Here is a 23,076-nt window from a genome sequence, read left to right as displayed (position 1 = left end):
GCGCGAAGCCGGCCCGGCGTGCTGCCCCGGCCCAGGCCCAGAGCAGCGCACCGGTTCAGCATCGCAACAGCGGCGGCGGCGATGCCGGCGCGGCCTTCGTCGGCGGTGTCGTCGGCGGCATGATGGGCGGCATGTTCCGCCGCTGAGGCGGGACCAGATCGCAAACACAAAAAGCCCGGCTCGCGCCGGGCTTTTTCGTTGCTAGTAATCTTGGGTGAACCAAGGCACGAGCGTCCGGATCCGCGGCATCGCCTGCATCGTAATGCTCGTCCGAGCCATCTCCGCGATGCGCGGCGCCAGTGACGAGAGATCGCCACGGCGGGTCACCAGAAGCAGCTCACGAAAAAATCCGGGGCCCGGCAGAGGGAGAGCGCTGACTTGACCAGCGTGAGCGAGCCCCTGCAACAGACACAGCGGCGTGGTGATCGCCACGCCCATCCCGGTGGCGACCATGGCGACCAGGCTGTCCGAGGTGTCAAACTCAAAGGCCCGCGGTGGGCGAATGCCCAAACGGCTCAGGTGGCGCTCGACCTGAGCGCCTGCATAGGAGCGTTCGCTGTACCGGACCAGGCGATGCCGGGTCAGGATCTCCCGCAAATCAAGGTCAGCAAATTCGGCTTCCAATCCGCGCGGCACCACCAGCAGATTTGGCTCGCGGTAAAACGGGAAGCGCTCGATATCATACAGGTCATCCATCGCATCGCATGTGATCGCCGCGTCGATCGTTCGGTGGACCAGCGCCTCGGCATGCGAGTGAGCAAGGCCCGACCAAACGGACAGACTCAGTGCGACCTCGCCCGTCATGAGCTCCTTGACGAGGTGTGCGCCGACCGTGGCGGCATAGGAGTCGATGAGGCCGAGCCTCAGATCGACACGCTCAGGCAGTTTCGCTGCGTCCCGGAGTGCGCTGAGTAACGTGTCAAAGTCGCGATTCAGATCGCGAACACGGCCAGCAAGAATGCGGCCCGCCCGCGTCAGTGTAAGCGGCCTCCGGCTACGGTTGAAGAACGCGACGCCGATCGAGGCCTCGGCCCGCCGCACAGCCTGAGAAACCGCTGATTGCGTCATCCCGAACTGACGGGACGCCTGAAGCATGCTGCCGGACTCCGCGACGGCAGCGACAATCTGCAAGCTTCGCAAGTCTGGAACAGGTGGCGTCATATCCATAGCTTAAGCAGAAGTCATATTAATATGCAAATTGCCTTCATTACATGAATTATCCTTGTAGGAGAGCCGCATCCGAAAGCAGACTTCGGATCGTCCTAACAATTAAGCAGCCCCGATCCATGAGTGAGCAAGCGGATATTCTGGTGATCGGCCTCGGTGCCATGGGCAGCGCGGCCCTCTATCAACTGGCCAGGCGAGGGGTAAAGGCGGTCGGCCTCGATCGCTTTGCCCCGCCTCACACGATGGGATCCAGCCACGGCGAAACCCGCATCACCCGGCAGGCGGTCGGCGAAGGCCGCGATTACGTGCCCCTGGTGCTGGATACCCACCGGATCTGGCGTGAGCTCGAAGCCGAGACGTCTGCCGAGCTGCTGAACCCGTGCGGCCTCGTCGTCATGGCGCCCGGTGTCGGCGAGACGTCGCACCACGGCAAGTCGGATTTCGTCGCGCGCTCGATCGGAGCCGCGCGTGACTTCGGCATCGCGCATGAAGTGATCGACGGGCGAGAGGTGGCTCATCGCTTCCCGCAGTTCCTGAATCTCCAGGGCAACGAGAAGGCCTATTACGAGCCCGGCGGAGGGTACGTTTTTCCGGAGCGCTGCATCAAGGCGCAGCTGACGCGCGCGGAGCAGCTCGGCGCAACGATACGCACGGGAGTCGAGGTCCTCTCGATCGCGCAGCGCGGCTCCGCCGTTCGGGTGGAAACGTCCTCGGGCACATTCGAGGCCGACCAAGTGGTGGTGTCGGCCGGCGGCTGGAATGCCCACCTGCTCGGCGCGCCGTTTGACCGCGTGCTTACGGTGAAGCGGCAGGTGCTGCATTGGTACGAGCTCGACGATACCAGCGCGTATCGCGCCGACGCCCCTGTGTTCATATGGATGCATGGCGCGACGGATGTCGACTACCTCTACGGCTTCCCGCCTTTGCCTGGCGATCGTCGTCTCAAGGTCGCGACCGAGCAGTACGAGACCAACACGACGGCCGACGCCATCGACCGCACCGTCGATCCCGCGGAATCGGCTGAAATGTACCGGAAGCACGTCGCGGGGCGGCTCGCCGGCGCCACGCCGCGCGTCGCGCAGGCGGCTGCCTGCATCTACACGGTGACGCCCGATCGGGGCTTCATCATCGACCGCCATCCCGACCAGGACCGGATTTGTGTCGTCTCGGCGTGCTCGGGCCACGGCTTCAAGCACTCGGCAGGTATCGGCAACGTCGTCGCCGGGATGGTGACCGACGGTCGAAGCGCGATCGACCTCAGCCCATTCTCCATCTCCCGTTTTTCGTGACGTTTGGCACGAGCCTTGTATCTTGAACAAGCGCGCTCAACGCGCGTCGTGATCACAATCCTGGAGGCGTCATCCGATGAGATACATTGTCCGTTCCATGATGACAGGCATCGCGGCGCTGCTGATGCTTGGCAGTGCCCAAGCCGCCGATGGCGTCGATGCCATCAAGCAGCGCGGCACGTTGAATGTCGGCGTCAAGGCTGACTACAAGCCCTTCGGCTTCCGCGATCCCACGGGAAACGTGGTCGGCATCGAGCCGGATCTCGCCGCAGACATTGCCAAGCGCCTCGGCGTCAAACTCGAACTCGTTCCGGTCGCGGCCTCCAACAGGATCGAATTTCTTCAGCAGGGAAAGGTCGACCTGCTGATCGCGACCATGTCGGACAGGCCGGAACGCCGTCGCGTGGTTCAAGCCATCGAACCGCTATACTATTCGGACTATGTGAACATCCTTCTCAACAAGAAGTCCGGCATCAAGGACTGGGCCGAGCTCAAGGGAAAACCCGTCTGTGCAACGTCGGGGGCCTGGTACAACAAGGACGTTGCCAAATCCTACGGCCCCGAAATCGTTGCGTTTGACGGCTCGGAGAAGCCTCTGTTCGCCATGAAGCAGGGCAACTGCATCGGCTATGTCTACGATCAGACCTTCCTGCAAGGCAAGCTGCTCGAGGACGAGTGGAAGGCGGACTACGACTTGCCCCTGAAAGGTATTTTGCCATCGCCATGGATGATCGCTGTCGCGCTCGATAATTCCAGCCTTCAGAAGCTGCTCGAAGATATGACAAAGGACTGGATGAAGACCGGCTTCATCGTGGCAGCGGAAAAGAAGTGGGGCATTACGCCGACCGAGTATTCGCTGCTCATGCACGAGCAATACAAGGACAAATAGACGCGCAGAGCGGAGCGCCAGATCCGTCTTGCGCTCCGAACAGGTCGAGCCAATGCACTGATACGAGGCATCGCCTCAACAGTTTGGTGTCGCGCAAAATGCACGAAATCGGCGACTGGTTTCAACGGCTCTACGAAACGACGGGGCTGAATTTCTCCGTATTCTACGATGCCTACGATTGGGACCGCTATTTCGGCGGGCTCAAGATGACGTTGCTTCTGAGTGTCACGACCATCCTGCTGAGCCTGATCATCGGCGCGGTCGGCGCCTTGCTGCAAGGCAGTCCGTCCATGCTGCTGCGGTTGCCCGTCAATGCTTTCGTGGTGGTGTTCCGCAACACGCCGCCGCTGGTCCAGATCTTCTTTTTCTATTTCGGCCTCGGCACCATGCTCCCGGCCGTCGAGGCGGCAGGCATGCGCGTTCCGCTGCTGAGCAACGTCCAATGGGCCATCATTTCTCTGTCGCTGTTCGCGGGCGCCTTCAACGTCGAAATCTTCCGCTCAGGCATCGAGGCGGTGCCGAGGACGACGCTGGAAGCCGCGGAGGCGCTCGGATACACGCGCCTTAAGGCTTACGTCCATATCGTCCTTCCGCTGGCCATTCGCGTCTGCCTTCCCGCACTGAACAACAACCTCGTCAACCTGCTCAAGACGACCACCCTCGCCTACGCGATCGCCGTTCCCGAGACGCTGTATGCGGTCAAGCAGGTCTGGTCGGAATCGCAGAACGTCTTCGAAATGATGGTCGTATTGCTGGCGACCTACGGCATCCTTGTCGGCGTCCTCGTCTGGCTGATGCATCGCTGGGAGCGAGCGATGCGCATCCCGGGATACGCCCGATGAAAGGCGCCCAGCCCGAGCACAGGCTTGCCGTCCTTCTGCCGTATCGTCCCGTGCCGACCCGGATGTCCGTTCGGATCGGCCCGCTGGCCGCCGCGATCCTCGGTTTCTGCGCCATCATGGCCGCGTCCACCGCGTGGGCGCAGACCGGACCGGCGGTGCTGTCCCCGCTGCAAGTCATTGTGAAGTGGTCGCCGCTGCTGCTGCGCGGGTTCGCCTTCAACATCCTGATCTCCCTGCTGGCCATGCTGCTGGGGACCGTCGCCGGGCTTGGCCTGGGTCTGGGGTTGTTGTCGGAGTTTCGGCCGCTCGCCGCCGTCAGCTGGCTCCTGACTCAATTCTTCCGCAACGCGCCCTGGCTGGTGCTGCTGTTCTTCGTTATGTTTCTGGTGCCCTTCCAGGTCACCCTCTTCAAGACGACCATCCCCTTGCCGGACTGGATCAAGGCAACGGTCGGCTTCGCATTGCCTGTCATGGCGAATGTCGCCGAGGTCGTGCGCGGTGCCGTCCGCTCCATTCCGTCGACGCAATGGGAGGCGGCGGAATCGCTCTCGTTCACGCGGCGCCAGACGATGTGGCTGATCATGCTGCCACAGTGCATCAAGCGCATGCTGCCGCCCTGGATGAACGTCTATGCGCTGGTCGCGATGTCGACGGTGCTGGCATCGATCGTCGGTGTTTCGGAGATGCTCACGCTGACGGCGCAGGTGCATGCCGCCGAAGGCGGCAGGCCGGAGCTGTTCGCGCCGCTCTACGGTTTCGCGCTGCTGTGTTTCTTTCTCTACTGTTATCCGATCAACCTCTGGACCGCGCGTCTCGAGCGTCGGTTCCGCATACGCTGAGGGAGCAGTGCATGGCCACGAGCTGGACTCCGGATCAGCCCATCGTCCAATGCGTCGACGTCAGAAAGTCGTTCGGAGCTCTCGAGGTTCTGAAAGGCATCAGCCTGTCGGTCAGAAAGAGCGAGGTGATCTGTATCATCGGCCCGTCCGGATCAGGGAAATCCACGCTGATCCGCTGCATCAATGCGCTCCAGCCGATCACGTCCGGCAGCATTCAGATCGAAGGCATCGAGGTGTCCGATCCAAGGCTCGACAAGCTGGCGCTTCGCCGCAAGGTCGGGATGGTGTTTCAGCAATACAATCTCTTCCCGCACAGGACGGCGCTCCAGAACGTGATGATGGCGCCGATCCATGTTCTCGGCCAGAAACGTGCCGAGGTCGAAGCGCGCGCCCGGGCGCTGCTTGCCAAGGTTCGGCTCGCGGGGAAGGAGGATACCTATCCCGGCGAGCTCTCCGGCGGACAGCAGCAGCGCGTGGCCATCGCCCGCTCGCTGGCGATGCGACCGGACATCATGCTGTTCGACGAAGTTACCGCCGCCCTCGATCCGGAAACGGTCAAGGAGGTCCTGGTCACCATCCGGGAGCTTGCCGAGGATGGCATGACATGCCTCCTCGTCACCCATGAAATGAACTTCGCGCGTGAGGTCGCCGATCACGTCTACTTCACCGATCGCGGTGTGATCGTCGAGCACGGGCCGCCGGAAGCCTTGTTTACGGCAGCCAAGGACGAGCGAACGCAGCGGTTTCTGTCGCAGGTCCTCTGAGTTTGCCGGCGCGCCGCCCTTCGGCGCCCCTGGCAGGAGGCGCTACTTCCCCGCCGCCTTGCGCAGCGCCTCGTTGATGCGGTCCTGCCAGCCGGGACCGCCCTGCTGGAAGAACTCCAGCACGTCCTGGTCGATGCGCAGCGTGACCTGCTCCTTGATTCCCGGCGCCACGTTCGGTTTCGGTGGCGCCACGGCGACCTTGGCGGTCACCTTCTTGAMCGCCGCCTCGGCCTCCGACCGCGCATCGCCAAGCGTGCGCGGCCGCCTCGGTTGATCCGTCATGTCCTAGATTCCCTCAAACAGAGCCGTCGAAAGATACCGCTCGGAGAAGGACGGCACTATAGCCAGAATGGTTTTTCCCGCAGCTTCCGGCCGCTTGCCGATCTGGAGCGCAGCTGCGATCGCCGCGCCCGAGGAGATGCCGCCGGGAATGCCCTCATGCCGCGCCAGCGCCCGGGTGGTCTCGATCGCGGTCGTCGAGTTGATCTTCACGATCTCGTCAATCACCGAGCGGTCGAGGATGTCGGGCACGAAGCCGGCGCCGATGCCCTGGATCTTGTGCGGCGTGTGCTGGCCGCCTGAGAGCACCGGGCTTTCCTCCGGCTCGACCGCCACCACCCGCAAGGACGGCTTGCGTGGCTTGAGCACCTGGCCGACGCCGGTGATGGTACCGCCGGTGCCGACGCCGGCGACGAAGATATCGACGTTGCCGCCGGTGTCGTTCCAGATCTCCTCGGCGGTGGTACGGCGGTGCACCTCGGGATTGGCGAGGTTCTTGAACTGCTGCGGCATGACCGAATTCGGTGTCGTCTTCAGGAGCTCCTCGGCGGTCGCGATCGCGCCCTTCATGCCCTGTGCCGCCGGCGTCAGCACCAGCTCTGCGCCGAGAAAGGCGAGCATCTTGCGCCGCTCGATCGACATCGATTCCGGCATCACCAGCTTGAGCCGGTAACCGCGCGAGGCCGCGACAAAGGCGAGCGCGATGCCGGTGTTACCCGAGGTCGGCTCGATCAGCACGGTGTCAGGCTTGACGATGCCGGCCTTCTCCATCGCGATGATCATGGCCGCGCCGATGCGATCCTTCACGCTCGCGGCGGGATTGAAATATTCAAGTTTTGCCAAAATCGTCGCGTTGACGCCGTGCATGCCCGGCAGCCGCTGCAAGCGCACGATCGGCGTGTCGCCAAAGGCCTCGACGATCGAAGAGTAGATCCGGCCGCGGCCGGGCTGGTGCGCTGCACCCGTGTTGGACGATGCGTCCATGATGAACTCCCTGTGACGACAATTTCTGTTTCTGCAGCGTCTCTTGCGCAGTAACGGACAGCTTGGGACGACACGCAAGCGACAATGCGGCACATGTTAAATACGCTGCATCGCAAAATCGCGTGAGCTGTAATTATCAGAAAACCAACGCATTTGTGTTGCGACCTCGTCAACTGATTCGGTCTATGTTAGACTTAGGTCTCAAAGCAGAGAGGTCACCACGATGTCAGCAGTCGCTGAAGTGTTGTCGACCGTCGCACATCACCGCGCCCCGCGTTGCAGCGAGTTGCCGACCTGCGCCGTCTGCGCCGACTCGATGGTCGCCGCCGAAGCATCCGCCTACATCTCCGACCATATGATCAGCTATCTCTGGACCTGCGACAATTGCGGCTACGGCTTCGTGACCAAGCACGCCGTCAAGCAGCGGATCGTCTGCAACTGACTAGCGCGGGGCGATGTCGCCCCTCGCCCAGTCCTGGCGCGTACGCTGGTAGAACTCGTCGAACGTCCCGTGTGCGATCGCGTCCCTGATGCCCTGCATCAGGAACTGGTAGTAGGCGATATTGATCTCGGAGAGCAGCATGGCTCCCAGCGTCTCGCCCGCCTTGACGAGATGATGCAGGTAGGCGCGCGCGTAGTTGCGCGCCGACGGCCAGGAACTCTCTTCGTCGAGCGGACGCGGATCGTCGGCGTGGCGCGCGTTGCGCAAATTGACCTGGCCGAAGCGCGTGAAGGCAACGCCATGACGGCCATTGCGCGTCGGCATCACGCAATCGAACATGTCGATGCCGCGCTTGACCGCTTCGAGGATGTCATCGGGCGTGCCGACGCCCATCAGGTAGCGCGGCCGCTCTCTCGGCAGCATCGGTGCGGTCTCGTCGATCATCGCCAGCATGACCGCCTGTGGCTCGCCGACGGCAAGACCGCCGATCGCATAGCCGTGGAAACCGATTGCAACGAGGCCTTCGGCGCTGGCGTGACGAAGCTGCGGCACGTCGCCGCCCTGCACGATACCGAACAGCATGTAGCCGTCCGGCGCACTCTCGAAGGCGCGCTTGCTTCGCTCGGCCCAGCGCAGCGACAGCCGCATCGCCCGTTCGATGTCGTCCCGCTCGGCCGGCAGCCGCACGCATTCGTCCATCTGCATGGCAATGTCGGAGCCTAGGAAGCGCTGCACCTCGATCGAGCGCTCCGGTGACAGCTCGACCTTGGCGCCGTCGATATGCGAACGGAATGTGACGGCGTTCTCGGTGACATTGCGCAGGTCCGACAGCGACATCACCTGGAAGCCGCCGGAATCCGTCAGCATCGGCCCGTTCCAGCCGGTGAACCGCTGCAGGCCGCCGAGCGCCGAGATCCGCTCGGCGCCGGGACGCAGCATCAGATGATAGGTGTTGCCGAGCACGATGTCGGCGCCGGCCTCGCGCACCTCGCGCCAGTGCATGCCCTTCATGGCGCCGGCGGTTCCGACCGGCATGAAGGCCGGCGTCCGCACCACGCCATGCGGCGTGGTCAGGCGCCCGGTGCGCGCGGCGCCATCGGTGGCGAGCAGCTCGAAGTGATTGGGTAGACCGGTGTCAGGAAGATTCATGGTCGTGCTTATTGCGTGTCGGAAGAGGCTGATCAACCCGCTCGGACCACGCCAGAGCCGGCTTGTGGCTCAGAGCGGGACACATTTGACGCCGACTTGATCGCCCGGCGCGCTTGCCAAACAAAACGATACAGTGTAGTTTTTGCGCGGGGCTGGACGAGATGCCGCGGTGAATTTTGCCGGCGGCAGTATTTGTGTGATCGCCAGCCACCGACAATGCCCTCCGCTTCATGTTCGACCGAAATGTCCGGCCCCTCGCGCGGCTGGATCAGACAGACAGGCGTCCGCCTGACCGGATTCCTGGTTCTGGTATGCAGCTTGGCACTCGGCGCCTGCACCTCCCTGCCCCGCACGCCCTATACGGCCGCTGAGGCCAGCACGTCGCGCGTGCTCGATATCGACGGCTTGCGCCGCTACGCCGACGAGCCCGTCACGAAATTCAGCTTCGAGAAGGACACCAGCACCGCGACGAAGTCCTATCTGGCGCTTTCCGGCGGCGGCGCCGATGGCGCCTATGGCGTCGGCGTGCTGAGCGGCTGGACCGCTGCCAGAACCCGTCCCACCTTCTCGGTCGTCTCGGGCGTGAGCACCGGCGGCCTGATCGCGCCCTTTGCGTTCCTCGGCTCGCAGTATGATGACACGCTGAGGGAGGTCTACACCAGCGGCATCGCGGAGAGCCTCCTGAACGATCCCAGCATCATGCGTGTGCTGTTCGGGTCCGGCCTGTTCGGCAACACGCGGCTGCGCGAGCTCGTCGCCCGCTATGTCGGGCCGGAGATCATGGCGCAGGTCGCGCGTGAAAATGCCAAGGGCCGAAAGCTGCTGGTGGTGACCACCGATCTCGACACCCAGCGGACCGCCATCTGGGACATGGGCAAGATCGCAGCGGTCGGAACACCCGAGGCGCTAAAACTGTTTCGCGACGTGATGGCGGCTTCCGCCAGCATTCCCCTGGTGTTTCCGCCCATCATGATCGACGCCGAAGGCCAGGGCCGCAGATTTCAGGAGATGCATGTCGACGGCGGCGTGACCGCGCCGGTGCTGACGCTGCCGGAAGCCCTGCTCTCCCAGGACCGCCTGCCCGGCAACGCGCGGATGAACATCTACATCCTCGTCAACAAGAAGATCGAACGCAATTTCGAGCTCGTGTCCAACAGCACCATCGACGTCGCCTCGCGCAGCCTGTCGTCGATCACCCAGTCGCAGACGCGCTCGATCATCTTCTCGACCTATGATTTCGCCAAGCGCAACAATCTCGGCTTCCACCTCTCCTACATCGCGCGCGATTACCCCGCGCCGCCTTCGGAAGGGTTCGACACCGCCTATATGCGGGCGCTGTATCAGTACGGATACGAGAAGGCTGCCTCAGGCCAGGCCTGGACTTCGAAGCTGCCGTGATCTCTCGTGACGGAACGAGACCGTGCCGAAACCGTTGACGATACGGCCAATTCGGCCAGATTCGCGATGACGCCCCCGCTCCTGCGCGATATAGAGCGAATGACGACGATTAGAAGCGCGCAGGAATCATTGGGCATGGGATTGACTGCGACCAGGACAAAGCCGGCAACGCCACGGCGCGAGGTGCCGAAATCACGCGGCGGCCGTCCGACGAAAACCGCTGCGATCGAGCGCGATCAGCGGCTGATTGAGGTCGCCACCCGCCTGTTCCTGGATCGCGGCTTCGACGCGACCTCGCTCGACGCGGTCGCGGAGGCCGCTCGGGTCAGCAAACCCACCGTCTATTCCCGCTACGGGGACAAGCGCGGCCTGTTTGCCGCCGTGCTGAGGCGCGAAATCGCGCGCTGGCTTGCGCCACTATCGGCAGCCGCCGAGACCCAGCTCTCCAGCGCCTCGGACATTTCGGTCGAACAGAGGCTGGTCGAGATCGGGCGCGAGATGCTGACCTTCACCTGCGGGCCCGATGCCGTCGCATTCAGCCGCATGATGACGTCACAGGCCATCAACTTCCCCGACATCGCCAAGCTCGGCAAGGAGGAAGGCTGGCTGAAGGCCGTCGCCACCACGGCCCGCTTCTTCGACCGTCTGGTGGCGCAGGGCGCACTCAACGTCGACGACACCACGATCGCGGCAGAGGTGTTCCTCGACGTCGTCGTCGGTCACACCCACCGCCTGGCGACGTTCGGCACGGCGCTGGAATTGAAGGCCGCCGAGAAGCGCATGCGCGCGGCGATCAAGCTGTTCCTGGCCGGCGCGCTGGGACCAGCAGACCGCATCCAGAGCCCCGCAAAGGGCACACAGCGGCGGCGCCCGTCCCGCTGACAATTCCGTGAGGTCGCGACGTTTCCCCTTCGAGGTTACGCCCGCGTCGTTGACCAAAACAAAACGATACGGTATGGTTTAGTTATAAGCGATACGGACCGCTTTTTCACCAGCCCCAAAGGGGTCCGTACCGCCCAAGATCGCCGTGCCGGGTCCAGCCCGCTGCGACGCTCCGCGGCCGGCCGATGCCCAAGGTCGGCCGCGAATTCTTTACGATCATCCGGCACACTCGCTGGCCGAGGGTTTCGAGCATGACGACAGCCAAACGATTGACCGCGCGATTACTTGCGATCGCCTTGCCCGCGCTGCTCCTTGCCGCGCCGGCGCAGGCGATTGTCACCACGGGCACGCCAACCGCGCTTCACGGCGACACAGATGGTGATGCCGAAGCAGACCGCCAAGCGGTCAGCCGCGAAATCGAACGATTCCGCAGCTCGTCGATCTCGATCAGCCAGGCCATGGCGATTGCGGAAGCCCGTCATGCCGGTGCCACGACGGCGGATGTGAGTTTCGACGGAGCCTCCGGCGTGCCGGTCTACCGGGTGAAGACCCTGCACAACGACCGCATCTGGCGCCACACCATCAACGCCGCAACCGGCGAACTCGTCGGCGGTGAAGCCGCCCTCCCCCTCGCCGAACTCGATCTCGACGACCGCAGCAACCTCGCAGCGCTCGGTGCCATCAAGCACCGCCTTGCGGATGCCGTGCACGTCGCCGAACGTGCGGCCTCGGGCAAGGCGATCAGCGGCGGACTGGTGCGCGAACGCGGCCGGCTGAATTTCGCGATCGTCGTCATCAGCGGCGACAACCTCAAGGAGGTCATCCTGGAGCCGCCGGGCGCCCGGGCGAAATAGCGGCGGCCACAATCCCGCCGAAAAGCCATTGACGGACGCGAAACTCTCCCGCATAAGTCGCCGCCATGTTCACGACCACCAAACGCACGACTAAAATCACCACGGCCTTCGGGGCCCGGGGAGGCGTGCGCGCGTAGGTCGTCGACTTAAACGCAATCCACTCTACCGAAGCTCCGACCTCTGGTCCGGGGCTTTTTTGTTGTCTTCAACTCAATGCAATGGAGGAGAATGTGAGTAACGATCCCGTCGTCGCGATTGTCGGCGTCACCGGTGCGGTGGGCGCCGAATTCATCGCCACCATGGACAAGCGCGGCTTTCGCGTCGGCAAGCTCAAGGCGCTCGCAAGCGCCCGCTCGGCCGGCAAGACGGTGTCGTTCCGCGGGCAGGACGTCGCCATCGAGGAATTGACCGAGCGCGCTTTCGAGGGCGTCGACATCGCGCTGTTCTCGGCCGGCGGCAGCATCTCCAAGAAGTTCGCGCCAATCGCTGTCAAGGCCGGCGCCGTCGTGGTCGACAACTCCTCCGCCTTCCGCATGGACCCGAACGTGCCGCTGGTGATCCCCGAGATCAACGCCAACCGCATCCGCGACCACAAGGGCATCATTGCGAACCCGAACTGCGCCGCGATCACCGCACTGGTGCCGCTCTGGCCGATCCACCAGACGAACCGCATCAAGCGCGTCATCATCTCGACCTACCAGGCGGCCTCCGGCGCCGGCGCCGCCGCGATGGACGAGCTCGTCGAGTCCACCCGCGCCAATCTCAACGGGCAGGTCTATACGCCCAAGGTGATGCCGCACCCCTACGCCTTCAATCTCTTCAACCACAACACCGCCGTCGACCCTGAAACCGGCTACAACGACGAAGAGACCAAGGTCATCAAGGAAACCCGCAAGATCTTCGAGGACGACAAGATCGCGATCGGCGTCACCTGCGTCCGCGTGCCGGTACTGCGCGCGCATTGCGAGGCCATCACCTTCGAATGCGAGAAGCCGATCAGCGAGGACCAGGTCCGTGCCATCATGGCGCAGGCGCCCGGTGTGAAGCTCGTCGACGACCGCGTGAAGAACTACTTCCCGATGCCGATCGACGCCTCGGGCCAGGACGACGTCCTGGTCGGCCGCATCCGCAAGGATCTCAGCGATCCCTCAGGGCATTCGATCTCGATGTTCGTGGCGGCGGACCAGCTGCTCAAGGGCGCCGCGCTGAACGCGGTGCAGATCGCGGAGCTCTTGCCGCAGCGGGTGATGGCGTAACCGGTGTCGTAGGGTGGGCAAAGCGAAGCGTGCCCACCAATCGACCTGAAATATGCGGATAGATGGTGGGCACGGCGCTACGCGCCTTTGCCCACCCTACGGCTCTGCCCGAAACAACAAGCACGCATCGCCGTACGAATAGAACCGGTACCCTTCCGCGATCGCGTGCGCATACGCCTGCTGCATCGCCTCGAGCCCGGAGAAGGCCGACACCAGCATGAACAGCGTCGACTTCGGCAAATGGAAATTGGTCAGTAGGATATCGACGGCACGGAAGCGATAGCCGGGGGTGATGAAGATCGACGTCTCGGCCGCGAACGGCTGGATGGTGCCGTCCTCGCTCGCCGCGCTTTCGAGCAGCCGCAGTGACGTCGTACCGACGGCGATGATGCGGCCGCCATTCTGCCGTGCGGTGTTGAGCCGCTCCGCCGTCTCGGCCGAGATCGTGCCCCACTCGGCATGCATCTTGTGGCCTTCGGTGTCGTCCACCTTCACCGGCAGGAAGGTCCCGGCACCGACGTGCAGCGTGACGCGGTTGATGCCGACGCCGCGGTCGCTCAGCGCCTGCTCCAGCGCCGGGGTGAAATGCAGGCCCGCGGTGGGAGCCGCGACGGCGCCTTCGTTCGCAGCGAACATGGTCTGGTAGTCCGCGAGGTCCTGATCGTCGGGCGTGCGCTTCGAGGCGATATAGGGCGGCAGCGGCGGGCTGCCGAGATCTTCGATCGCCTGATCCAGCGCCGGGCCGTGAAACGAGAATGACAGCGTCACTTCACCATCGGTGCCCTTGGCCTCGACCTCGGCGTCGAGATGGCCGAGCAGGCAGACCTTGCCCTCGTTGCCGAAGCGGATGCGATCGCCGGCCACGAGCTTTTTTGCCGGCTTGACCAGTGCCTGCCAGCGCGAGCCGTCGAGGCGCTTGATCAGCGTCGCCTCGATCTTGGGCTCGGTCTCGCGGCCGATGCGGCGGCCCTTGAGCTGCGCCGCGATCACCTTGGTGTCGTTGACGACGAGCTGGTCACCGCCCTTCAGCCATTGCGGCAGCTCGGAAATGAGCTGGTCGCGCAGCGCGCCACCTTCCACGACCAGCATCTTCGCGGAGTCGCGCGGGCTCGCCGGGCGCAACGCGATGCGCTCGGCGGGCAGATCGAAATCGAAGAGATCAGTGCGCATGTCGGGCTCAGCGCCACGCAGTCAGACCCTCATGGTGAGGAGGCGCGTAGCGCCGTCTCGAACCATGAAGGCCGAGCTGCAACAGCGGGGCCTTCATCCTTCGAGACGCGCGTTCCGCGCTCCCCAGGATGAGGGTTGAGCGATTACTCCGCGTCCGCGGCCATCCGCGCCTTGACGATCTTGTCGGGGTTCTGGACGGGCTCGCCGCGCTTGATCTTGTCGACGTTCTCCATGCCCTCGGTGACCTTGCCCCACACCGTGTACTGGTTGTCGAGGAAGCGGGCGTCGTCGAAGACGATGAAGAACTGGCTGTCGCCGGAATCGGGGCTGGCGGCGCGGGCCATCGAGGTGGTGCCGCGCACATGCGGTTCCTTGTTGAACTCGGCCTTCAGCTTCTTGCCGGAGCCGCCGGTGCCGGTGCCCTGCGGGCAGCCGGTCTGCGCCATGAAGCCCTCGATCACGCGGTGGAACACGATGCCGTCGTAAAAGCCCTCGCGGACCAGTTCCTTGATGCGCGCGACGTGGCCGGGCGCGAGATCGGGCCGCATCTCGATGGTGACGGGGCCCTGCGTGGTCTCGAGGATCAGGGTGTTTTCGGTGACGCTCATGCTCGTCTCTCTTGCGTTGGGGGTGAAGTCTTCCGGTTACGGAACTGGATCGCAAACGGACGGCCCGCGGCGGCGCCGGCCATTGCATCGGTAAATGGCATCGGCGTGCAGCGTTGCAGCGCCTCCATCACCGCGACCCGGTATTGCAGCCGGTCATTGTCGGAGGCCTCCGCGGATTCATAGGTAATCCTCGGATGGCCCAGAATGTTTCCGGCCCGGTTAAAGCTCACGACGACGGTGATGTCGATAGGGCGAGCCTTGCTGGGCGGCGGCGGCTTCCAGCAGGTCCGCAAGTGCTGGAAGATGTCCTGGATGGTGTTGACCTCTGGGTCCCCGGCGGCCGCGCCGGAAACGCCTGAAAGCAGCAGCGCGGCAGCCAGCAGAAGCCTATTGCCACAGCGCGCCATGGTCCCATCCTATTTGATGTCGGAGGCGACTTGGACTTTCACCATCTTGTCGGGATCGGTGACGGCGCCGCCGGCCGAACCGGGCGGTGCCTTCTTCAGCTTGTCGACGACGTCCATGCCCTGCACGACCTCGCCGATCACGGTGTACTGGTTATCCAGGCTGCCGCCGTCCGCGAACATGATGAAGAACTGCGAGTTGGCGCTGTCGACGCTGTCGCCGCGCCGCGCCATCCCGACGATGCCGCGTGAAAAGTGCACCTTGGAGAATTCCTGCTTCAGGTTCGGATATTTCGAGCCGCCGGTGCCGTTGAATTTCTCGCCGTCGCCGGTCTGGGCCATGAAGCCGTCCATCACGCGATGGAACGGCACGTTGTTGTAATAGCCCTCGCGCGCGAGCTGCTTGATGCGCTCGGCATGCTGGGGCGCAATGTCGGTCCGCAGCTTGATGACGATGCGGCCCTTGGTGGTGTCGATGACGATGGCGTTGGCCTTGTCGAGATTGGCCGGCAATTGCTGCGCCACCGCCGGGACCGCGCTGAAGAGCGCGGCAAAGATCGTGGCAAGAATTGCGAGACGACGGATCATGAGAACTCCGGATCAGGTAGGATGACGAATTGCGCCGTTATCCGGCGAATTTGGCCTTGAGCAGGTTGGCGACGAGCGGCGGCACGAAGGTCGAGATATCTCCGCCCATGGCTGCGATCTGACGCACCAACGTGCCGGTAATGGGGCGGACGGCCGGAGAGGCCGGCAGGAACACGGTTTGGACGTCGGGCGCCATGGCGCCGTTCATCCCGGCGAGCTGCATCTCGTAGTCGAGGTCGGTGCCATCGCGCAGACCCCGAATCATGACAGTCGCGCCGTGCCTGCGTGCCGCGGTGACCGCAAGATCGTCGTAGGTCACGGCCTCAAGCGTACAGCCGACCTGGGCCGCGACCGGCCCGCAGACGTCATGGAGCATCTTGAGCCGCTCCTCAGTTGAGAACAGCGGCTTCTTGCCGGGATGGACCCCGATCGCGACCACGAGCCGATCGCACAGGGGGACACTGTTCCGGACCACGTCCAGATGGCCGTTGGTGATGGGGTCAAAGGAACCCGGATAGAAGGCGATACGCGGCATGTCCCCGTCCTACCGCGCCCGGCCCGGCCCGGCAAGYCAGACGGGTTCCCTGCCGGTTTTTCGGCGGCGCCGAGTCGGAATCCCTCGAATTGTTTCGTCCTCGGGACGGCCATGAAACAAAACGAAGTGCGAACGAAACCATTTCGGGCGTCCGCGAAGACGTCCGGAAACTGGCCATGGTTACTAATCCACCCAACGAATGACGGGCCGCACAACTGGGCGTAGCGGCCGCATCACAGGGGACCGTCAATGATCAAGACCATCTCGGCCATCGCTATTGCTGCGTTCGTCGCTGCTGCCCTCACCGTCCTTCCCGGTTTCGCTCCGTCCGTCGAAGCAAGCGTCCCGCAGCCGCTGGCCAAGAGCGACCGCCTCGATATCCGCACCGTCGGCAAGGACTGCTCGCAGCAGGCCTGGCCGAACTTCGAGGCGTCCTGCCTGCGCCAGGCCGGCACCAAGGCCAACATCCGCGAGGCCCGCCTCGTGACCGCCGACCGGACCCCGTAGTCGAACCTGTCAGCTTCGCGTCACATAAACCCCGAGATAAATCCCATGGATATTTGCGACGTCTCGTCGCAGACTGTCTGATGCTCGCGCCCGTCGGAATGGCCCGGCGGGCGCGATCCCATCGGGGGGTCGACCTTGTCCAGTACGCCCGCAGTCGTTTCCGGCCATCAGCCTGACCCTCTGCCGATTGCAATGACCATGGGCGCCCTCGGGGTTGTCTATGGCGATATCGGCACTAGCCCCCTCTATGCCCTGAAGGAAGCCGCCAAGGCGGCCGCCCATGGCGCTACGCTGACTCCCGAAGCTGTCCTGGGAGTTGCCTCGCTGATCCTCTGGGCGCTGCTGCTGATCATCTCGCTGAAATATGCGCTTCTGATCCTGCGCGCGGACAATCGCGGCGAAGGCGGCATCGTCGCGCTGCTGGCGCTGCTGCATGCCCGCCACGCCCAGTCCGGCACCTGGCGCGCGCATCTCCTCGTCGTCGGACTCGTCGGCGCCGCCCTACTCTATGGCGACGGCGCGATCACCCCGGCGATCTCGGTGCTCTCAGCCATCGAGGGTCTCAAGGTCGACGCACCCTCGCTCGCGCCTGTGGTGGTGCCCATCACCGTCGCCATCCTGATCGGGCTGTTCATGATCCAGAAGCAGGGCACGGGCTTCATCGGCCGCATCTTCGGGCCGGTGATGCTGGCCTGGTTCTTCGTGCTGGCCGCGCTCGGCGTCCACGGCATCGTCAAGGCCCCGGCTGTGCTCGCGGCACTGAGCCCGCTCTATGCCTTCAACTTCCTGATCCACCAGGACTTCCACATCTCCTTCGCGATCCTCGGCGCCGCCTTCCTGGCGGTGACCGGCGGCGAAGCCATGTACGCCGACATGGGGCATTTCGGCCGCTTCCCGATCCGGCTCGCCTGGTTCGCGATCTGCCTGCCCGCGCTGGTGCTAAACTATTTTGGGCAGGCCGCGCTGCTGATCACCGATCCCGCGATGATCGAGAATCCGTTCTTCCAGCTCTGCCCGGACGCCCTGCACTATCCGCTGGTCGCCTTCTCGGCGCTCGCGACCGTGATCGCCTCGCAGGCGATCATCTCCGGCGTGTTCTCGCTGACCCAGCAATCGATCCAGCTCGGCTTCCTGCCGCGCATGCAGATCCGCCACACCACGAGCCATGCGATGGGCCAGATCTACGTGCCGCTGGTGAACTGGCTGCTCGCTGCCGCAACGCTCGGCGCGGTCCTGAGCTTCGGCACCTCGGAAGCGCTCGCCGGCGCCTACGGCATCGCGGTGTCGCTGCTGATGGCGATCACCACGCTGCTCGCGGCCCTGGTCGCGATCCAGTGGGGCTATTCGCCGTGGATCGTGGTCGCCGTCAACGGCTTCTTCTTCGTGATCGACGTGATCTTCTTCTCCGCCAATTCGATCAAGCTGTTCGAGGGCGGCTGGTTTCCGCTGCTGCTCGCGGCCCTCGTCGCCTTCATGATGCTGACCTGGCGCAGCGGCGTGAAGCTGGTCGAGGCGGCGCGCGCGAAGCTGCGCCAGCCCGAGGAGGACCTGATCGAGACCGCGGTCAACAAGTGCCGCGCCAGACTGCCCGGGACCGCCGTCTTCCTGGCCTCCGCACCGCGCGGCGTGCCGCTGGCGCTGACCCAATTCGTCAAGCACAACCACGTGCTGCATGAGCGCATCGTCCTCGTCACCGTGCTGATCGAGGAATCCCCGCACATCACCGATGAAGACCGCGCCGAGGTGATCGAGATCATCCCCGGCATCACCCGCGTGGTCCTGCATTACGGCTTCATGCAGAATCCGACGATCTATGCGGGCCTGACGCTCGCCTGCCGCCAGGGCAAGCTGCCCGGCATCGACCTCTCCGACATCACCTACTATGTCGGCCGCGAGACCATCATCCCGAGCGAGGACATTCCGGGCATGTGGGTCTGGCGCGAAGGCCTGTTCGCCTTCCTCCAGCGCAACGCCGAACGCTCCGCCGCGTTCTTCGGCGTGCCGACCAGGCAGGTGGTGGAGTTCGGGACCGAGTTGGAGATCTGATCGTCGTGCGGATCGCCCGTTCAGGGCAAGGCAGGCTTCGCACCACGCGTCTCGATGGGATGCCGATCATCGACAGGTAGAGCTCGTCACGCCCGCTTACCCGGGAGTGTGCGACATTCGCGCGCACCTCAATTTTGTCTGGCCCATCACCAGACATACGCAGCAACAAATTCCAATGTCTTGTCGATCAGTTAGCTTCGCTTTTTTAGAAGTTCTAAGAATGCCTCCAATTATGACGTTTCGAGTGATTCAAAATTCGTCCAACTCGACGCTCGCAATGTCGCCATCTAACACGCGCGCGGGTGCGAAGTCGCGTGAGGTCAGAAGGATCATCCCGCCGGCGCGGCGATCGCCGGATGGGGCGCTGACATGGAATGCGATGGACACGGCCTGCGTGGTCGTGCGGTCTATTTTTTAAGGAACACTTTCAAGAGCACAGCCAGCGCACTCACGCTGGGCTGCTTGCTGATGGCCGTCACGCCGGTGAACGCACAGAACACTGGCCAATCCGGTGCATCCGCGTTGCCGCCGGTGACGGTCGACGCACCCGTTCAGCGCGCGCAACGTCCGGTCCAGGTCCGGCGCAACGCATCGGCGCGGCGCAGCGCGAGCCAGCGGTCCGCTCAACAGGCCAACCGTTCGACAGTACAGCCGGAGCCCCAAGCGCTGGTGGGAACAGCAGCGCGCGTCAACGCCGGCACCAACGGGTTCGTCGCCACCCGCGCCTCCGGCGCCACCAAGACGGATGCGCCGATCATGTCGACGCCGGCATCGATCGCCGTCATCACTCGCGACGAAATGAATGTACGGCAGGCGCAGAGCATCCGCGACCTCTTGCGCTACGCGCCAGGAATCTATTTCAGCAACGATACCGATTTCCGCTTTCAGAACGTCAGCGCGCGCGGCTTCAGCCTCGAAACATATCTGGACGGGCTGCGGCTCCAGGGCGGACCGTTCGGTGCGCCGCGGGTCGATCCCTATTTGCTCGAGCGCGCCGAGGTGATCACCGGGCCGGCATCAATTCTCTACGGCGCCGCCTCGCCCGGCGGCATCCTCAACCTCGTCAGCAAGCGCCCGACTGAAAATCCGTTCGGAGAAGTCTCCCTGCAAACCGGCTCGTTCAACCGGATCCAGGGCGCCTTCGATGTCGGCGGCCCCGTCGACAAGGACAAGACGCTGCTCTACCGCGTCACCGGTATCGGCCTCAACGCCGACACCCAGGTCGAAAATATCGGCGAGCAAAGATTTTCGATCGCGCCGGCCTGGACGTGGCGTCCGAGTATCGACACCACCATCACCTTCCTGGCGAGCTACCGGCAGGACCCGAAGGGTGGTGCCTTCGCGCTCTTGCCGATCCAAGGCACGCTGGTGCCGGGGACGTTCGGGCAGATCCCGCGCAATTTCTTTGCCGGCGATCTCAACTACGAGACTCTCAAATACAAGCAGGCAACCGCCGGCTACGAGTTCGAGCATCGTTTCGACGACGTCTTCACGGTGCGCCAGAATGTACGCTACCTGCACAATGAGCTCAGCTATGTCGAGGTGCAGCCCGGCGGGTTCACGACGACGGGCGCGGGCGCCACGCTCCGGCTGGTCGACGGCCGCACGATCAACCGGAGCTACTTCTCGACCAACGAGAACCTCGACACATTCGCTGCCGACAACCAGCTCCAGGCCAAGTTCAACATGGGACCGTTGCAGCATACGGTCCTCGCAGGGGTCGACTACCAGCGGTTCGACTTCAACAATCTCGCCCGCTTTGCGGCCACCAACACGCTCGACATCCTGGCGCCGAACTACACGCAGAACATCGCCGTCCCCACGGCGCTCTTCCAGAACCTCGACCAGCACCTGTCGCAGCGCGGCCTCTACGTCCAGGACGAGGCCAGGCTCGGCCGGCTCACCGTCCTCGGCGGAGTCCGCTACGACTGGGCCGAGGGCAATACGCTGGCCCAGAACACCGGCGTTCGCGTCCTGAACGACGACCAGAAGCCAACCGGCCGCATCGGCGCGATCTACAATTTCGACAACGGCATCGCGCCCTATGTCAGCTACTCGACCTCGTTCCAGCCGACCTCGGTCGGCACGCTGCTCAACGGTCAGCCGTTCAAGCCGACCACCGGCGAGCAGTACGAAGGCGGCGTGAAGTATCAGCCGGTCGGGACCAATCTGATGTTCACGGCCGCGGTCTACGACCTCAAGCAGCAAAACGTCGCAACCGTCATCAGTGGCCCCGGCATTCCGGCCAACACAACGGCGCAGGTCGGCGAGGTCAGGTCGCGCGGGTTCGAAGGGTCCGTCGTCGGCAGCCCCCTGCCCGGCTTGAGCCTGCGTGGGCAGTACTCCTATCTCGACAACCGGATCAGTTCGCCCCAGGACGTCAATTTCGGCAAGCGGCTCGCCAACGTCCCGATGCACACCGCCTCGCTCTGGRCCAACTATCTGGTGCAGGGCGGTCCTGCCACCGGCTTCGGCTTCGGCGGCGGCGTCCGCTACGTCCACGACATGTACACGACCAACGCCAACAATCTGACGGTTCCGACCATCGTGCCGGGCGTCTTCCTGCCCGCCGCCACGGTGCCGGCCAGCACGGTGTTCGATGCGGTGCTGTCCTATGATTTCGGGATGCGGTATCAGCAGTGGAAGGGCCTCAGTGCGGCGGTGAACGTCAACAACGTGTTCGACAAGACCTATGTCTCGTTATGCACGGCCGGCGGCTGCCGCTGGGCGCTGGGGCGCACGGTGCTGGCGACGCTGACCTACCGGTGGTGAGAGGATGACAGCACAGTCAGTCAAATGGTGGTCGCTGGTCCACAAATGGACCAGCCTGGTCTGCACGCTATTCCTCCTGATGCTTTGCATCACCGGGCTCCCACTGATCTTTCATGACGAGATCGACGAGCTCCTCAAGTCGGAAGCCTCGGCCAGAGAGCTCCCGGCGGATACTCCGCAGGCTCCGCTAAGCCGGCTGGTCGACGCCGCCAAGGCGCGCTATCCGCAGCGCTACCTCCAGGTGCTCGGCTGGGACGACGATCGCGCCAACGTCGTCAACGTATTCCTCTCGGCTACGCCCGAAGCTCCCCCCGGCCAACGTTTCCTGAAGCTGTCATTCGATTCCAGGACCGCGGAACTGATCGGCGAAGACACGCAGCAGGGCGGCCTGATGAGCGCCATCCGCATATTCCACCGCGACATGTTCTTGGGGTTGCCGGGTGAACTGTTTCTCGGCGTCCTGGGCCTGCTGTTTGTCATCGCGATCGTTTCCGGCATCATGCTCTACGCGCCCTTCATGCGCCGGCTCAACTTCGGCACGGTGCGTCGGATCGGCGCGTCGCGGGTCAAATGGCTCGACCTGCACAATCTGATCGGCGGAGTGACTCTCATATGGCTGCTTGCCGTCGGCGTCACCGGCGTCATCAACACGATATCGTTGCCGCTGTTCTCCGCCTGGCGCGCGGAGGTGATGCCGGAGCTGATCGCGCCGCACCTGGGCAAGCCGCCGCTTGCGAAATGGGCCGACGTCGACGACGTCATGGCCGCAGCACGTCGGGCGCTCGACGGCAATACGCCGGCCAGCATCATCTTTCCGACGGTCGCACGGTTCGGGACACCACGGCACTTCATCGTCTGGACCAAGGGAACGACGCCGATCACCTCGCGCCTGTTCACGCCCGCGATGCTCGACGCCGAAACCGGGCAGCTCGTCACCGCGCGTGGCCTGCCGTGGTATCTCAGGGCGTTGCAGGTATCGCGCCCGCTTCATTTCGGGGACTACGGCAGCCTGCCGCTGAAGATCATCTGGGCGCTGTTCGATCTTGCCGCCATCGTCGTGCTTGCCAGCGGCGTCTATCTCTGGCTCGGCAAGCGCAAATCACCTCGCGTCACCACGCGCGCGCAGGACGGGCCGCCTGTCGTAGCGACATCCGGGATCCGTCCATGAAGCGCGAGCGCCACACCATGGACGAGATCTTTCGCTGGCCGCTCCTGCTCGGGGGGCTCATCCTTGTCGGGCTGGCGTCGGCGCTGTTCGGCGACGATGGCTGGGACGCGCTGTCCTGGGCAGCACTGGCAATTCCGCTGGCCGTGCTCGGCTGGAAGGCATCGCGCCAGCCGCATCTTCCAGGATCATAGGCCGGACACCGGCGCGTTGTGCCGTGCCGGACCTATCCGGTTGATTGCAAGCG

Annotated in this window: 24 protein-coding genes; 15 read left to right on the top strand and 9 right to left on the bottom strand. The window is 64.0% G+C overall.

The window, feature by feature from the left end; genetic code table 11:
* Nucleotides 1–201 precede the first annotated feature (201 nt).
* Entirely contained in the window at nt 202–1,161 is a 960-nt protein-coding gene (locus tag AC1DW2_RS15290; protein ID WP_063986358.1) for a LysR family transcriptional regulator, read from the bottom strand.
* Between the two features lie 125 nt (nt 1,162–1,286).
* On the opposite strand from AC1DW2_RS15290, the gene solA reads away from it, so the two are divergent.
* From solA to AC1DW2_RS15265, 5 genes are all read left to right on the top strand, one after another.
* Nucleotides 1,287–2,456: an N-methyl-L-tryptophan oxidase gene (gene solA, locus AC1DW2_RS15285; protein ID WP_477006472.1), complete on the top strand. Its 1,170-nt coding sequence runs from the start codon at nt 1,287–1,289 to the stop codon at nt 2,454–2,456.
* Between the two features lie 76 nt (nt 2,457–2,532).
* Complete coding sequence (locus tag AC1DW2_RS15280; RefSeq protein WP_477006471.1) at nt 2,533–3,345, top strand: transporter substrate-binding domain-containing protein; 813 nt, start codon at nt 2,533–2,535, stop codon at nt 3,343–3,345.
* A gap of 98 nt (nt 3,346–3,443) precedes the next feature.
* Nucleotides 3,444–4,187, top strand: a complete 744-nt coding sequence (locus AC1DW2_RS15275) for an amino acid ABC transporter permease (RefSeq protein ID WP_166096643.1) — start codon at nt 3,444–3,446, stop codon at nt 4,185–4,187.
* Complete coding sequence (locus AC1DW2_RS15270; RefSeq protein WP_085404708.1) at nt 4,184–5,026, top strand: amino acid ABC transporter permease; 843 nt, start codon at nt 4,184–4,186, stop codon at nt 5,024–5,026. The genes AC1DW2_RS15275 and AC1DW2_RS15270 overlap by 4 nt, the downstream gene beginning before the upstream one ends.
* A gap of 11 nt (nt 5,027–5,037) precedes the next feature.
* The gene (locus AC1DW2_RS15265) at nt 5,038–5,790 is read left to right on the top strand and encodes an amino acid ABC transporter ATP-binding protein (protein WP_063983178.1); all 753 of its coding nucleotides are present in this window, start codon (nt 5,038–5,040) and stop codon (nt 5,788–5,790) included.
* A gap of 42 nt (nt 5,791–5,832) precedes the next feature.
* On the opposite strand, the gene AC1DW2_RS15260 is transcribed toward AC1DW2_RS15265, so the two are convergent.
* Nucleotides 5,833–6,072 carry a BrnA antitoxin family protein gene (locus tag AC1DW2_RS15260; RefSeq protein WP_477006470.1) on the bottom strand — a complete coding sequence of 80 codons (240 nt, stop codon included), beginning with the start codon at nt 6,070–6,072 and terminating at the stop codon, nt 5,833–5,835.
* Between the two features lie 3 nt (nt 6,073–6,075).
* Nucleotides 6,076–7,053 (bottom strand): cysteine synthase A, encoded by a 978-nt coding sequence (gene cysK / locus AC1DW2_RS15255; RefSeq protein ID WP_166096645.1) that lies wholly within the window; start codon nt 7,051–7,053, stop codon nt 6,076–6,078.
* Nucleotides 7,054–7,276: 223 nt separating this feature from the next.
* Between cysK and AC1DW2_RS15250 the strand changes: the two genes are divergently transcribed.
* Nucleotides 7,277–7,495 carry a hypothetical protein gene (locus AC1DW2_RS15250; protein WP_028152106.1) on the top strand — a complete coding sequence of 73 codons (219 nt, stop codon included), beginning with the start codon at nt 7,277–7,279 and terminating at the stop codon, nt 7,493–7,495.
* On the opposite strand, the gene tgt is transcribed toward AC1DW2_RS15250, so the two are convergent.
* The gene (gene tgt / locus AC1DW2_RS15245; protein ID WP_477006469.1) at nt 7,496–8,644 is read right to left on the bottom strand and encodes a tRNA guanosine(34) transglycosylase Tgt; all 1,149 of its coding nucleotides are present in this window, start codon (nt 8,642–8,644) and stop codon (nt 7,496–7,498) included.
* 243 nt (nt 8,645–8,887) lie between these two features.
* Here tgt and AC1DW2_RS15240 point away from each other — a divergent pair, with 243 nt between their 5' ends.
* The 4 genes from AC1DW2_RS15240 to AC1DW2_RS15225 all read left to right on the top strand — a co-directional run bounded on the left by AC1DW2_RS15240 (nt 8,888) and on the right by AC1DW2_RS15225 (nt 13,034).
* A complete protein-coding gene (locus tag AC1DW2_RS15240) occupies nt 8,888–10,042 on the top strand; it encodes a patatin-like phospholipase family protein (RefSeq protein ID WP_167767903.1) in 1,155 nt (384 codons plus the stop codon).
* 135 nt (nt 10,043–10,177) lie between these two features.
* Nucleotides 10,178–10,924 (top strand): TetR/AcrR family transcriptional regulator, encoded by a 747-nt coding sequence (locus AC1DW2_RS15235; RefSeq protein WP_477006468.1) that lies wholly within the window; start codon nt 10,178–10,180, stop codon nt 10,922–10,924.
* A 251-nt stretch (nt 10,925–11,175) separates the two neighbouring features.
* Nucleotides 11,176–11,778, top strand: a complete 603-nt coding sequence (locus AC1DW2_RS15230; protein WP_477006467.1) for a PepSY domain-containing protein — start codon at nt 11,176–11,178, stop codon at nt 11,776–11,778.
* 218 nt (nt 11,779–11,996) lie between these two features.
* Nucleotides 11,997–13,034 (top strand): aspartate-semialdehyde dehydrogenase, encoded by a 1,038-nt coding sequence (locus AC1DW2_RS15225; protein ID WP_477006466.1) that lies wholly within the window; start codon nt 11,997–11,999, stop codon nt 13,032–13,034.
* A 96-nt stretch (nt 13,035–13,130) separates the two neighbouring features.
* On the opposite strand, the gene queA is transcribed toward AC1DW2_RS15225, so the two are convergent.
* The 5 genes from queA to coaD form a co-directional block, all read right to left on the bottom strand.
* Nucleotides 13,131–14,204 carry a tRNA preQ1(34) S-adenosylmethionine ribosyltransferase-isomerase QueA gene (queA, locus tag AC1DW2_RS15220; RefSeq protein WP_477006465.1) on the bottom strand — a complete coding sequence of 358 codons (1,074 nt, stop codon included), beginning with the start codon at nt 14,202–14,204 and terminating at the stop codon, nt 13,131–13,133.
* A gap of 143 nt (nt 14,205–14,347) precedes the next feature.
* On the bottom strand, nt 14,348–14,812 hold the full coding sequence (locus AC1DW2_RS15215) for a peptidylprolyl isomerase (RefSeq protein WP_071913717.1): 465 nt from the start codon (nt 14,810–14,812) through the stop codon (nt 14,348–14,350).
* Complete coding sequence (locus tag AC1DW2_RS15210) at nt 14,809–15,219, bottom strand: hypothetical protein (RefSeq protein WP_477006464.1); 411 nt, start codon at nt 15,217–15,219, stop codon at nt 14,809–14,811. The genes AC1DW2_RS15215 and AC1DW2_RS15210 overlap by 4 nt, the downstream gene beginning before the upstream one ends.
* Nucleotides 15,220–15,228: 9 nt before the next feature.
* Entirely contained in the window at nt 15,229–15,804 is a 576-nt protein-coding gene (locus AC1DW2_RS15205; RefSeq protein ID WP_477006463.1) for a peptidylprolyl isomerase, read from the bottom strand.
* Between the two features lie 37 nt (nt 15,805–15,841).
* Nucleotides 15,842–16,339, bottom strand: coding sequence for a pantetheine-phosphate adenylyltransferase (gene coaD / locus AC1DW2_RS15200; RefSeq protein ID WP_085404698.1), 498 nt, complete (start codon nt 16,337–16,339; stop codon nt 15,842–15,844).
* Between the two features lie 249 nt (nt 16,340–16,588).
* On the opposite strand from coaD, the gene AC1DW2_RS15195 reads away from it, so the two are divergent.
* The 5 genes from AC1DW2_RS15195 (at nt 16,589) to AC1DW2_RS15175 (ending at nt 23,023) form a co-directional block, all read left to right on the top strand.
* Nucleotides 16,589–16,846 (top strand): hypothetical protein, encoded by a 258-nt coding sequence (locus AC1DW2_RS15195; protein ID WP_477006462.1) that lies wholly within the window; start codon nt 16,589–16,591, stop codon nt 16,844–16,846.
* 192 nt (nt 16,847–17,038) lie between these two features.
* Nucleotides 17,039–18,892, top strand: coding sequence for a potassium transporter Kup (locus AC1DW2_RS15190; RefSeq protein ID WP_135213707.1), 1,854 nt, complete (start codon nt 17,039–17,041; stop codon nt 18,890–18,892).
* A 468-nt stretch (nt 18,893–19,360) separates the two neighbouring features.
* Nucleotides 19,361–21,664 carry a TonB-dependent siderophore receptor gene (locus AC1DW2_RS15185; protein ID WP_477006461.1) on the top strand — a complete coding sequence of 768 codons (2,304 nt, stop codon included), beginning with the start codon at nt 19,361–19,363 and terminating at the stop codon, nt 21,662–21,664.
* A 4-nt stretch (nt 21,665–21,668) separates the two neighbouring features.
* Nucleotides 21,669–22,832 (top strand): PepSY-associated TM helix domain-containing protein, encoded by a 1,164-nt coding sequence (locus AC1DW2_RS15180; protein ID WP_477006460.1) that lies wholly within the window; start codon nt 21,669–21,671, stop codon nt 22,830–22,832.
* A complete protein-coding gene (locus AC1DW2_RS15175; protein WP_071913707.1) occupies nt 22,829–23,023 on the top strand; it encodes a hypothetical protein in 195 nt (64 codons plus the stop codon). The genes AC1DW2_RS15180 and AC1DW2_RS15175 overlap by 4 nt, the downstream gene beginning before the upstream one ends.
* Nucleotides 23,024–23,076: the final 53 nt, after the last annotated feature.

Source organism: Bradyrhizobium sp. P3_C3, from assembly GCF_056402655.1.
Note: the sequence above shows the minus strand (reverse complement) of the source record. Positions and strands in the feature narration are given on the sequence as shown.